Origin of the sequence: Micromonospora peucetia (assembly GCF_900091625.1) — a bacterium.
In the GTDB taxonomy this organism is placed as follows: domain Bacteria; phylum Actinomycetota; class Actinomycetes; order Mycobacteriales; family Micromonosporaceae; genus Micromonospora; species Micromonospora peucetia.
On record NZ_FMIC01000002.1, the window covers coordinates 7,156,886 to 7,168,507 of the forward strand.

General features: G+C 73.1%; 11 protein-coding genes. 6 read left to right on the forward strand and 5 right to left on the reverse strand.

Features of this window, described 5'->3' with window-relative positions; genetic code table 11:
- Positions 1 to 2,058, reverse strand: coding sequence for a DNA gyrase/topoisomerase IV subunit B (locus tag GA0070608_RS31255; RefSeq protein WP_091633734.1), 2,058 nt, complete (start codon positions 2,056 to 2,058; stop codon positions 1 to 3).
- A 710-nt stretch (positions 2,059 to 2,768) separates the two neighbouring features.
- Here GA0070608_RS31255 and GA0070608_RS31260 point away from each other — a divergent pair.
- Positions 2,769 to 4,028 carry an SGNH/GDSL hydrolase family protein gene (locus tag GA0070608_RS31260; RefSeq protein WP_091636675.1) on the forward strand — a complete coding sequence of 420 codons (1,260 nt, stop codon included), beginning with the start codon at positions 2,769 to 2,771 and terminating at the stop codon, positions 4,026 to 4,028.
- Positions 4,029 to 4,167: 139 nt separating this feature from the next.
- Here GA0070608_RS31260 and GA0070608_RS31265 read toward each other — a convergent pair whose 3' ends face one another.
- Positions 4,168 to 4,641 (reverse strand): RrF2 family transcriptional regulator, encoded by a 474-nt coding sequence (locus GA0070608_RS31265; protein WP_091633737.1) that lies wholly within the window; start codon positions 4,639 to 4,641, stop codon positions 4,168 to 4,170.
- A 161-nt stretch (positions 4,642 to 4,802) separates the two neighbouring features.
- Between GA0070608_RS31265 and GA0070608_RS31270 the strand changes: the two genes are divergently transcribed.
- From GA0070608_RS31270 to GA0070608_RS31280, 3 genes are all read left to right on the forward strand, one after another.
- Positions 4,803 to 6,023 carry a globin domain-containing protein gene (locus GA0070608_RS31270; protein ID WP_091633741.1) on the forward strand — a complete coding sequence of 407 codons (1,221 nt, stop codon included), beginning with the start codon at positions 4,803 to 4,805 and terminating at the stop codon, positions 6,021 to 6,023.
- A gap of 223 nt (positions 6,024 to 6,246) precedes the next feature.
- Positions 6,247 to 7,464, forward strand: a complete 1,218-nt coding sequence (locus GA0070608_RS31275; protein WP_091633746.1) for a glycosyltransferase — start codon at positions 6,247 to 6,249, stop codon at positions 7,462 to 7,464.
- 87 nt (positions 7,465 to 7,551) lie between these two features.
- Positions 7,552 to 8,415 carry an alpha/beta hydrolase family protein gene (locus GA0070608_RS31280; RefSeq protein WP_091633750.1) on the forward strand — a complete coding sequence of 288 codons (864 nt, stop codon included), beginning with the start codon at positions 7,552 to 7,554 and terminating at the stop codon, positions 8,413 to 8,415.
- Between the two features lie 60 nt (positions 8,416 to 8,475).
- Here the strand turns inward: GA0070608_RS31280 and GA0070608_RS32940 are convergent, their stop codons facing one another.
- A complete protein-coding gene (locus GA0070608_RS32940; protein ID WP_176733907.1) occupies positions 8,476 to 8,646 on the reverse strand; it encodes a hypothetical protein in 171 nt (56 codons plus the stop codon).
- A gap of 158 nt (positions 8,647 to 8,804) precedes the next feature.
- Here GA0070608_RS32940 and GA0070608_RS31285 point away from each other — a divergent pair, with 158 nt between their 5' ends.
- Entirely contained in the window at positions 8,805 to 9,440 is a 636-nt protein-coding gene (locus GA0070608_RS31285; RefSeq protein WP_091633755.1) for a hypothetical protein, read from the forward strand.
- A gap of 35 nt (positions 9,441 to 9,475) precedes the next feature.
- Positions 9,476 to 9,841, forward strand: a complete 366-nt coding sequence (locus GA0070608_RS31290; RefSeq protein WP_091633758.1) for a hypothetical protein — start codon at positions 9,476 to 9,478, stop codon at positions 9,839 to 9,841.
- A gap of 67 nt (positions 9,842 to 9,908) precedes the next feature.
- Here the strand turns inward: GA0070608_RS31290 and GA0070608_RS31295 are convergent, their stop codons facing one another.
- Both GA0070608_RS31295 and GA0070608_RS31300 read right to left on the reverse strand, forming a co-directional pair.
- Positions 9,909 to 10,436: a DinB family protein gene (locus tag GA0070608_RS31295; RefSeq protein ID WP_091633760.1), complete on the reverse strand. Its 528-nt coding sequence runs from the start codon at positions 10,434 to 10,436 to the stop codon at positions 9,909 to 9,911.
- Between the two features lie 116 nt (positions 10,437 to 10,552).
- A complete protein-coding gene (locus tag GA0070608_RS31300; RefSeq protein WP_091633763.1) occupies positions 10,553 to 11,473 on the reverse strand; it encodes a DUF72 domain-containing protein in 921 nt (306 codons plus the stop codon).
- Positions 11,474 to 11,622: the final 149 nt, after the last annotated feature.

Below are 11,622 nucleotides of genomic sequence, written 5' to 3' on the forward strand. Positions count from 1 at the left end.
TCATGCGTCGATCGCCTCGCGGTCGACCCGGTCGGCGGAGTCGATCAGCCAGTTGCGGCGCGGCTCGACCTTCTCCCCCATCAGCAGTTCGAGGATCCGCTCGGCGGCGTCGACGTCGTCGAGGGTGATCCGGCGGACCGCCCGGGTGGCCGGGTTCATCGTGGTCTCCCACAGCTCGTCGGCATCCATCTCGCCGAGGCCCTTGAACCGCGGGATCGGGGTGACGATCTGCTTGCCAGCCTTCTCCAGCTTGCGGACCGTCGCCTCCATCTCCGCCTGCGTGTAGGTGTAGATGATCTGCGGGTTGCGCCCCCTGGTGGTGATCTTGTGCAGGGGCGGCATCGCCGCGTAGAGCCGGCCGACCTCGATCAGCGGCCGCATGTAGCGGGCGAAGAGCGTGATCAGCAGGGTGCGGATGTGCGCGCCGTCCACGTCGGCGTCCGCCATGATCAGCACCCGGCCGTAGCGCAGCGCCGACAGGTCGAACGTGCGGCCGGAGCCGGCGCCGAGCACCTGCACGATCGCGGCGCACTCGGCATTGTCCAGCACCTGCTGGAGGTTGGCCTTCTGCACGTTGAGGATCTTGCCCCGGATCGGCAGAAGCGCCTGATATTCGGCAGATCGAGCAAGTCGGCCTGTCCCGAGGGCGCTGTCCCCCTCCACAATGAACAATTCACTGCGGTCGATTCCGATCGCGCGGCAGTCGACCAGCTTGGGGGGCATCGACGCGCCCTCCAGGGCGGTCTTGCGCCGGGCGGCGTCCTTCTGCTGCTTCTGGGTCAGCCGCACCCGGGCCGCGTCGACGATCTTCTGAAGGACCGTACGTGCCTCGGCCTTGGTCCTGCGGTCCTCCAGCCAGGCCTTCAGGTGCTGCTCGACCAGTGCCTGGATCACCTTGGTGATGCCGGCGGTGGAGAGCTCGTCCTTGGTCTGCGAGGTGAACTGCGGCTCCGGGATCCGGACGTGCACGACCGCGGTCATGCCCTCCAGGACGTCGTCCAGGGTGGGCGGATCCTCCTTGGCCTTGAGCAGGCCACGGGTGTTGCGGACGGCATCGGCGAGGGTGCGTGCCAGGCCCCGCTCGAAGCCCTTGCGGTGGGTGCCGCCGTGCGCGTTGCGGATGGTGTTCGTGAAGCACTCGACGGTGCGCTCGTAGCCGGTGCCCCAGCGGAAGGCCACCTCGACCTCGGCCCGACGCTGCACGTTGGACTGCATGACCCCGTTGGCGTCGGCGGCGTTCTCCCGGTAGGTGCCCTCGCCGGTGACCATCAGCATGCCGGAGACGGGCCGGTCGCCGGCCGGGGCGAGGAACTCCACCATGTCGGTCAGGCCGTCGGGGTAGTGGAACCGCTCCTCGGTCCGCTCCTCCCCGGTGTGGTCGCGCAGCATGTAGCTCACGCCCGGCACGAGGAACGCCGTGTTGCGCAGCTTCAACCGCACGGCGTCGGCGTCCAGCGCGGCGCCGGTCTCGAAGTAGCGCGCGTCGTGCCACCAACGGATCGAGGTGCCGGTGCGCTGGCCGCGCTTCATCGCGCCGACGATCTGGAGCCCGGGGCCCGGGGTGAACGTCGCGTCGGGGCTGTCACCGTCGAAGATCCCCGGCACGCCGTGCCGGAAGGACATCGCGTGGACCTTGCCACCCCGGCGAACCGTGACGTCGAACCGGAGGGACAGCGCGTTGACCGCCGAGGCGCCCACGCCGTGCAGGCCCCCGGAGGTCTTGTAGCCGGAGCCGCCGAACTTCCCGCCCGCGTGCAGCCGGGTGAGCACCAGCTCGACACCGGAGATGCCGGATTTGGCATGCACGTCTGTGGGGATGCCCCGTCCGTCGTCGTCGACCTGGACCGAGCCGTCGGCGTGCAGCGTCACCTCGACCTTCGTGGCGTGGCCGGCGACGCCCTCGTCCGTGGAGTTGTCGAGGATCTCGTTGACGAGGTGACCCACGCCACGGCTGTCGGTGGAGCCGATGTACATGCCGGGCCGCTTGCGGACGGCGTCCAGCCCCTCGAGGTGCGTGAGGTCGTCGGCCCCGTACAGGGTCTCAGGCTCTGCGGTCAACTGGTCGTACTCCCAGGTCTCGGCGATGTGTGTGCCGCGTCCGACGCCGTGGGTCGGCCGGCGCGCCGCAGCGAGCGTAACCGGGAGATCCGACAGGACGACGGCGCCCCGCAGCGAGGCGTACGCCTCGTCGCGGCGTGGAGCGGGCGGCGTCGTCGTGCGTTCCGTCCGGATCCGGCACGTCGGTGCCGCTGTGACCGGTTCGTGAACGAGCCGGCCGCGGGCGGGTCCACCTGGACAACAACCATGCCCTGGCCGGCCTTCCCCGACGCGCACGCCGTGGCCGGGAGGACCGCGCGGCGGAGACATCACGGGCACGGTGGTTCCAGCAGGAGCGTACGGGTTGCCGGGCAGTCGAAGGCGTTGCGGTACCGGACTCCCCCGTCGTAGCGGTTCAGGGCGGTGTCCGCCGGGCGGACCCCGCCGGCCGTCAGGTCAGTGCGTGCCGCTCCCGCCAGGGGCGCTTGAAGTCGTCGAGGCTGGCGCGGAGCACGGGACGACCGGTGGCGCTGATCCGTTCGACCAACTCGTGGCCGAAGCTCATCCTGCCGGCAAGGGCTGCTGCCAGGTGGAGATCGACCGGTACACCAGGGCGGATGTGCCCTCCATCGAAAGATCTTGTTACAACTCATTGACGCCCGTCACATCGAAGTGATGTGATCTCGCTCTCAGAGGATCTTTCATATTTCGATGGACAGATGGGGGACGTCATGTCCAGGTTCCGTCGTACCGCTCTCGCGGCGGCGCTCGCCGTCGCCACCGCCACCCTGTCGACCGCTGTCGGACTGACCGCCCCGGCCTCGGCGGCCCCACCTACCGCCGCGGTGGCACTCGGCGACAGCTTCATCAGCGGCGAGGGGGCCGGGGCGTACACCCCGGTGGCTGACGCCAACGGGGTCGCCCAGGGCTTCCCTGGCTGGACCGCCCCGAACAACAACGCGTTCTTCTGCCACCGCTCGGCGAACGCGTCACTGCACAAGGCCAGCCTGCCGGGCATCCAGGACCGGTTCAACCTCGCCTGCTCCGGCGGCCAGCCGCACGACATCGCCGCCGCCTCCTCGGCCCGGGCCAGCGGCCGTCAGGTGGCCGCCCAGCTCGACCAGCTCCGCGCGGTCGGCCGGACCCACGACATCGACCTGGTGCTGCTCGGGCTCGGCTCGAACAACAGCTCGTTCACCTTCGGCAGCGTCGCGGAGAAGTGCGCCAACCGGTTCATCGCCGACGCCTGGACCGGCTGGTGGGAGTTCTGGGCCTACCTGGGCGGGCCGGTGGAGCAGAAGCCCTGCACCGACGCCGACCTGGCCACCGCCGCCCAGTGGAACGCCGCGACCGCGGAGACCACCTCGGCCGTACGCCAGCTCCTCACCACGCTGCGCGAGATCGACACCGACGGTCAACACCGGATCGTCTTCCAGGACTACACCAACCCACTGCCGTTCGACCTCGCCCCTGGGTTCCACGAGGAGGACAGCCGGGACGACACCCGGGACAAGTTCCGCGCGCTGGGCGCCGAGCGGTACGCGGCCGGCTGCCCGATCCACCGGGCCAGCCTGCTGCCGGGGCACCGCTTCTCGCAGGGACTGGGCACCCTGGTGAAGTCCACCCGGGACACCCTGGCCGCCGAGTTCCCCGGCGCGGACCTGGTCTACCTCAACGTCCAGCGGGCCTTCGACGGCGCCCGGCTCTGCGAGTCGGCGGCCAGCCCGACCGGAGCCCTGGCCACCCCGATCCGGCTCCAGGACAACCCGCCGAACGGCGCCTTCGTCACCAGCCTCGCCGGCAAGGACAAGATCGCCATCCAGCGGATCGCGAACACCTGCGTGAGCTACTTCCAGACCTGCCAGGAGTCGTGGCACCCGAACGCCGCCGGCCACCAGGTGCTCGGGCAGTGCCTGACTGGCGCGGCCACCACCGGTACCCGTTCCGTGGCCTGCGTCCGCGCCGGGGACGGCTCGATCACGGTCTCCTGACCCCGACCGCGTCGGTGGAACCCCGCGCCGCCCGGCGCGGGGTTCCGCCGCGCCCGGCCCGGATCGCGGCCACCGGATCGCGGCCGGTGTGGCAGCCGTCGCAGAACCACGGGACGGGAGACCGTGCTGCGGGAAATCGTCACTCCTCGGACCGGGTCTGGTACGGCGCGTCGAGTGCCGGCCGGGGGCGGGGCAGGCCGAGGGCGAGCAACACCGGGCCGGTCGGCCCGTCGACGAGCCCGCCGAGGGTCACGCCGTCCAGTACGGCGAGGAAGGCGTCCCGGGCCCGGCGCAGTTCGCCGCGCAGCCGGCAGGCCGTGCGCAGCGTACAGGCCGGCTCGTCGCAGGACACCACCTCGTCGTCGCCCTCGAAGGCCCGCACCACCTGCCCGACCGTGACGCCCCCGCCGCTCTCGGCGAAGGCGACCCCGCCGGAGCGGCCCCGGATCGTGACCAGCACCCCGAGTCGCTGCAACCGCTGCACGACCTTCGCGACGTGGTTGCGCGGCAGGTCGAGCCGGTCGGACAGCTCGTCCACGGTCATCCGTCGCGGGTCCGCGGCGGTGAGCATGGCGATGCGCAACGCCATGTCGGTGGACCGGTTGAGCTTCACGTCCCGACCCTAGCCAGCGCGGTCGGGCACCCACCACGGCCCATCGTCCCCCCGGTGTGATCCGGACGACTCTCGACACGGGACCTTCGGCCCTTAAGAGGTATTTCAAATGCCTGTTTTGCTGTCGGTGTCAGAGCGTTTCAGCCCAGAAGGAGACAGCCGTGCTCTCGAAGTCCTCAGCAGCAGTGGTGACGGCGACCCTGCCCGCCGTGCAGGCGCACGGCGAGGCCATCACCGGCCGGTTCTACCAACGGATGTTCGACGCGCACCCCGAACTGCTCGACATCTTCAACCGCAGCAACCAGGCCACCGGCGCCCAGAAGGCCGCCCTCGCGTCCGCCGTGGTCGCGTACGCGGAGCACCTGACCGGCGGCAGCAGCGTGCCGTGGGGCCCGATCCTGGACCGCATCGCGCACAAGCACGCCTCGCTGGGCATCACCGCCAGCCAGTACACGATCGTCGGCCGGCACCTGCTCGCCGCCGTCGGTGAGGTGCTCGGCGACGCCGTCACCCCGGAGGTCGCGGCGGCCTGGGACGAGGTCTACTGGCTGCTGGCCTGCGAGCTGATCGCCCGGGAGGCCCGCCTCTACACGGTGGCCGGGCTGGCCGAGGGCGAGTCCGTCTGGCGGGACTGGCGGGTCACCGGCCGGGCCACCGAGGCGCTGGACGTGGTGTCGTTCACCCTGGTCCCGGCCGACGGCGGCCCGGTACCCAGCTTCGTCCCGGGCCGGTACACCTCGGTCGCCGTCGATCTGGACGGCGGGCGCGGCCAGCAGATCCGCCAGTACAGCCTCTCCGGCCGCCCGGGAGCCGACCACTGGCGGATCACCGTCAAGCGGGTCCGCGGCACCGGCGACGCCCCTGACGGCATGGTCTCCACCTTCCTGCACGAGCACGTCGGTGTCGGCGACACCCTCCGGCTCAGCCCGCCCTTCGGCGAGGTCAGCGCGGTGGCCGGGCAGGGCCCGCTGCTGCTGGTCAGCGCGGGCATCGGCCTGACCCCGGCGATGGCCGCGCTGGAGCACCTGGCCACCACCGAGCCGCAGCGACCGGTGGTGCTGGTGCACGCCGACCGGGCCGGCGCGGCGCACGCGTTCCGCAACGACCTGCCGCGCCTGCACGCCGCGCTGCCCAACCTGCGCACCGCGCTCTGGTACGAGGACCTCACCGACGGCGAGTTGGCCGGGGTGACCGCCGAGGTGGCCGCCGGCCGGATCGACCCGGCGCTGATCCCGCTCTCCCCCGACGCCCACGTGCACCTCTGCGGGCCGCTGCCGTTCATGAACACGGTCCGGGGCGGCCTGCTGCGCCGGGGCGTGCCGGTGGAGCGGATCGCCTACGAGGTCTTCGGGCCGGGCATGCTCCACGACGATCGGACCTGACCAGATGTCATCGACCGGTGACGGGCGGTGGGCGGTTCGCTCCGCCGCCCGTCGGCGCCCGCACAGCCGACCCGCCGCCACGTCCGGAGAACCCGGGCAGGCGGCGGTTAGGAGAGGAGGCCGGGGGTAGGGACTCCTGCGGCGGGGTCCGGAGGCGTTGAGGGGAAGACGCCCGGGCTCGACCGGTCTCCCGCCGACCGGGCCGGGGAGATGGAGGATGCACATGCGTATCGCGATGATCTCGGAGCACGCCAGTCCGCTCGCCGTCGGAGGGGCGGACGGGTCCGGCGGTCAGCACACGCACGTGGCGGAGCTCGCCGCCGCCCTGGTCGGCGAGGGGCACGACGTGCGGGTCTACACCCGCCGGGACTCCGCCGTCCAGCCCGAGTCGGTGGGCACCCCCGACGGCTACCGGGTGTGCCACGTGCCGGCCGGCCCGACGCTGCGGGTGCCGAGGGACGAACTGCTGCCGCACATGGGCGAGTTCGGACGCTGGCTGGCCGGCCAGTGGCGCGACGGCGACTGGACGCCGGACGTGGCGCACGCCCACTTCTGGATGAGCGGGCTGGCCACATTGCACGCCGGCCGGCGCACCGGGGTGCCGGTGGTGCTGACGTACCACAGCCTCGGCTCCGTGAAGCGGCGGCTGTCGGGCGCCCGGGAGACCAGCCCACCGGGCCGGGTCGGCTACGAGCGGGCCCTGGGCCGGGCCGCCGACCGGGTCATCGTGCAGTGCCAGGACGAGGTCGGCGAGCTGGTCCGCCTCGGCGTGCCCCGGTCCCGGATGGCGCTGGTCCCCGCCGGGGTCAACCAGGAGCTGTTCCGTCCCGACGGACCCGTCGCGCCGCGCGACCCGGCCCGCCCCCGGATCATCACCGTCGGCCGGCTGGTGGAGCGCAAGGGCATCCAGGACGTCATCCGGGCCCTGCCGGCCGTGCCGGACGCCGAGTGCGTGGTGGTCGGCGGCCCGCCGGCGGAACTGCTCCCCGCGAACGGCTTCGCCCGCCGGCTCCACGCGCTCGCCGAGTCCTGCGGGGTCGCCGACCGGGTGAAGCTCCTCGGCGGGCTGCCCCGGGAGCAGTTGGGCCGCTGGTACCGCTCGGCGGACCTGCTGGTGGCCGCCGGCTGGCACGAGCCGTTCGGGCTCACCCCGCTGGAGGGCATGGCGTGCGGGGTGCCGGTCGTCGGCACGAACGTCGGCGGGATCGCCGACAGCGTGGTCAACGGCCTGACCGGCGACCTCGTGCCACCCCGCGACCCCCGGGCCCTCGGCACCGCGGTCCGCCGGCTGCTCGCCGACCGGGTCCGTCGCTTCGCGTACGCGACGGCGGCGCTGGACCGGATCCGCAACCGGTACTCGTGGAAGCGCTGCGCCGAGCAGCTGAGCAGCGTCTACGCCACGGTCAGCACGGTCGGCCGGCCCGCTCCGGCGGTGGCGTGACCCGGCGCGGCCGGCGGTCGACGACGGCACGTGATGCCCACCACCCCACGGTTACCCACCGGTAGTACCGGGCCTTAGCCTGGGGCGGTGAACGCGACGGGGGAATACCGGCAGGAGTTCGTCGAGGTCGACGGGGCCCGCATCGGGCTACAGGTGTATCCCGAGCCGGACGGCGTCGACGACGCCCCGCTGGTGCTGATCACGCCCGCGATGGGCGTCCGGGCGCGCTACTACCGGCCGTTCGCCGCCGCGCTGCGCGCCGCCGGCCTGGCCGTGGCGGTGGCCGACCTGCGCGGCACCGGGGAGAGCACCCCGAAGCCGAGCCGCGCCTGCCGGTACGGCTATCCGGAACTGGCCGCCGACGTGGGCGCCACGCTGGCGGCGCTCAAGACCCGGCGGGACGGACGGAAGACCGTGCTGCTCGGGCACTCCCTCGGCGGGCAGGCCGCGCTGCTGCACCTCGCCCTGCACGGCGAGCACGACGTCGACGGGTTGGCGCTGATCGCCGTCGGCGTGCCGTGGTGGCGCAGCTTCCCGGGCCTGCGCGGGTACGGCGTCCTGCCGTACACCCAGGGGATCGCGGCGACCGCCCGGCTGCTCGGCGTCTGGCCGGGCTGGGGCTTCGGCGGCCGGCAGGCGCGCGGAGTCATCCGGGACTGGGCCCACACGGCGCGGACCGGCAACTTCCCGCACCTGGACGGGGTGGACGCCGAGGCGGCCCTGCGGGCGCTGCGTACCCCCGTCCTCGCGGTCAGCGTCGACGACGACCAGTACACCCCGCACGAGACGCTCGACCACCTGTGCGCGAAGCTGGCCGCGGCGCCCGTCGCCCGCGAGCGCTACACCGCGGCGCAGGCCGGCGCCCGGATGGACCACTTCACCTGGGTACGCGCGAGCACGCCGCTGGCGGCCCGGGTGGCCCGCTTCGCCACCGACCTGCCGGCCCGCTGACCCGCTCCCCGACCTGCCGGCCCGCTCCCGGGCGACGCGCCCGCCGCCCGGGAGGCGCGCTCACTCGTCGGCGTCGACGGGCACCATCTCGCCGTCGCGTTCCACCAGGATCGCGCCGTGCTCGGCCGGCGGCGGCACCTCGGCGGTGGTCTTGCTCAGATCGTTGTCCGGGTGCTTCAGCACCTGATCGGTCGAGGCGGTCTTCTCCCGGCTCTCCTCGGGCTGCGACATCCTCTTCCCCTCTCGCTCGGATCGTCCGTCCGGCGATCTACCCGCCACCGGCCCGCCGACTCCCCCCGCCCCGTCCCGTATCAGCGGGCGACGGCCGGGATTAGCCGACCGGACGGCGGGTATGCCGCACCGCCCGACACGGTGGATAGGGGGATCAGATGTCCGAACGGCACACCGCACTGCGCTCGATGCACGATCTGGGTCTGGCAGCCTGGTTCGGGGGCTCCCTGATGGGAGCCTTCGGAGTCAACGGCGCGGCGGCACAGATGAACGACTCGACCCAACGGTTGCCGATGGCCTCGGCCGGCTGGGCCCGGTGGACCCCGGTGAACGCCGCGGCGATCGGCGCCCACCTGGCGGGGGCCGTCGGGGAACTGGTGACCGAGAGCCCCCGGGTGGCCGCCCAGTCGGGAGTGGCCCGGGCCAGCACGCTCAAGACGGCGTTGACGGTCGGCGCGCTGGCCGTGACGGGCTACAGCCGGCTGCTCGGCATGAAGCTGGAGAAGGCCGGCGGGCCGCCGGTCGAGGGGGTCACCGAGCCGAACTCGCACACGCCGTCGAACGTGGCGTCGTGTCAGCGGCAGTTGCGGATGCTCCAGTGGGCGGTCCCGGCGCTGACCGGGGCGCTCATCGTGGTGACGGCGTACATGGGCGAGCAACAGAAGCCCAGCGAGGTGTTCCGGGGGATGCTGGCGCGCGTCGGCGGGATGCGGCACGCGCCGAAGGGGATGGGCGCGCTCGTGGCGATGGGCGCGGCCAAGCAGAGGCGGATGGCGAAGTCCGGCCACTGCTGACCGGACGTACCGGCGGACCGAGCAGCGAGGTGGCCATGACGGCAGGAGACGGACGCGGCGGGGACCGACGCACACCGGAGTCGGTCGCCCCGTGGGTGACCAGGGACGGACTCGACGCGGATCCGCCGTGGGGTGCCGGCGAACACGACCCCATGGACGAGGGCAGCGAGGAGACCGCCGTGCCGGAGGTGCGGCGCGGCGAGCGGCGGGCCGGCGAGCACGCGGGGCCGTCCGGACCGGCCGGGCGGCACGGCTTCGGCCCGGTCGAGACGACCCCGACCCGGCCGGCGGGCCCGGGCGCACCACCGGACCCGGCGCCGGCCCGACGGTCCTTTCCCGACGCCGCCGACGTCGAGGATCGGACGGAGGACGCGCTGCGGACCAGGGGGCGACGCTCCTGACGGCACGCCCGGTACGCGGCCGGGTCGGGCGCGGCCGGAACGAATTCCGGTCCAGGTGCCGGGGCGGTCAGGCGCTCGCTGCGGCGCGCAGCAGCCGGAGTTGCCCGATCTCGGCCGCGTTCTTCATCAACTCGGCGTTGACCCAGCCGAGCATGTGCGCCACGGTGTGCTCGTCGTCGTCCTGCCACGGGAATGGCGCGGTGCCGTCGAGGTCGGCGTCGGTGAGGCGATCGAGCTGACCGAGCCACTCGACGCGCAGGCCCCGCAGCCAGGCGACTGTCGGCTCGCCCGCGCCCGGCCATCCGACGTCGGTGCGCTGCCGTACTGGCCGTCCCCCGAGATGGTCCGAGGCCACCGTCCACCACCAGCCGATGTGCCACGACAGCCAACCGATCGTCGGGACCGGGATCGGGTCGGGTTCGGTGTCGGCCCAGTCGGGTGTCCAACCGCCGTCGGAACCGCGGCGCACCGTCCAGCAGTACGCGGCCGGTTCCCAGAGGAAGTCCGCCGCGTCAAGGCGCTCGAGGTGGTATTCGAACAGCGACCAGGTCAGGTCGAACTGCCAGCGCAGGAGCACCCGGGAGGTTACCGACATCCGGCGATCATGCCGCAGCCCGGTGGCCCGGTCGATGGAATAAGGACCCGGTCGGTCCTTCGGGGACGCCCGGGACCGGACCGCGGCCGACGATCCGCGCGGAGGGGCACCGGGGGTCAGGAGGGCGAGCCGGCTCCCGCCCGCACCGCCCCGTCGGGTGCCACCGGCCGCACCCCCAACAGCTCCGCGAGCCGGGCGGCGTCGCGCTGGGCCTGGTCGCCGCAGCAGTTGTTGAACAGCGCGTGCAGCTCGCCGGCCTGCCCGGCCAGTTCGACGAGCAGCTCCGACCAGCGGCGGAGTTCCTCGTCGCCGTACGCGTAGCGGAACTTCTCCTGCTTGTCCCCGGTCGCCCAGGCGGCGCTGTGCCCGTGGAAGCGGACGACCGCCAGCTGTGCCGTGGCGAACAGGATGGGCGGCACCGACGACGGGTGTCCCTGCGGCATGTCGACGCAGACGAATGACAGCCCGCGCTCCCGCAGGAACGCGAGCGTGTCCAGCGCCGCTGTGCCGTCGAACCAGGACCCGTGGCGCAGCTCGACGGCGACCCGCCACGGCCGGCACCGCTCGGCCAGCTCGGCGATGCGCCGCTGGGCGGCGTCCCCACGGGCCAGCCACGGCGGGAACTGGAGCAGGACCGCGCCGAGCCGGTCGGCCGCCGCGATCGGCGCCAGTGCCGCCCGGAACCGGTCCCACAGCTCGTCGTACGTGGCCGCCGGGAGGTCCCGGCGGCGGATCCGGTCCGGGCCGCCGGCCGGGCGCAGGTCACGAGGCAGCGCCGCCACCGGTGTCGGGTGCCCGGTGAAGAGACTGAACGCCTTGACATCGAAGGTGAAGCCCTCGGGGGTGGCGTCGACCCAGCCCCGCGTCGTCTCCGGCACGGGCACCGCGTAGTAGGAGGTGTCCACCTCGACCAGGGGGAACCGTCCGGCGTAGAAGTCGAGCCGGCCGGCCGGGGTGCTCGCCGCACGCGGATACCAGCCCGAACTCAGCAGCATCCGGTCCGCCCAGGACGACGTGCCCACCTTGATCACACCCATGTGACCCAGTGCACCGCGGACCGGACGAATCGGCAACCGCTGACGGAGAACGCCCGTAGCGCCGCTGTTGACGGCGGTCCGCACCGGCGAGTTGGCCGGGGCGGAGGTTGCCATACGGGCCTACCGGCCGACCTGGGCCGGGTGGACGG

Coding starts and splice junctions, on each gene's coding strand:
- GA0070608_RS31295 (WP_091633760.1), bottom strand. CDS start 10,436: ATGTCGGTAACCTCCCGGGTGCTCCTGCGCTGGCAGTTCGACCTGACC.
- GA0070608_RS31260 (WP_091636675.1), top strand. CDS start 2,769: ATGTCCAGGTTCCGTCGTACCGCTCTCGCGGCGGCGCTCGCCGTCGCC.
- GA0070608_RS31275 (WP_091633746.1), top strand. CDS start 6,247: ATGCGTATCGCGATGATCTCGGAGCACGCCAGTCCGCTCGCCGTCGGA.
- GA0070608_RS32940 (WP_176733907.1), bottom strand. CDS start 8,646: ATGTCGCAGCCCGAGGAGAGCCGGGAGAAGACCGCCTCGACCGATCAG.
- GA0070608_RS31300 (WP_091633763.1), bottom strand. CDS start 11,473: ATGGGTGTGATCAAGGTGGGCACGTCGTCCTGGGCGGACCGGATGCTG.
- GA0070608_RS31285 (WP_091633755.1), top strand. CDS start 8,805: ATGTCCGAACGGCACACCGCACTGCGCTCGATGCACGATCTGGGTCTG.
- GA0070608_RS31290 (WP_091633758.1), top strand. CDS start 9,476: ATGACGGCAGGAGACGGACGCGGCGGGGACCGACGCACACCGGAGTCG.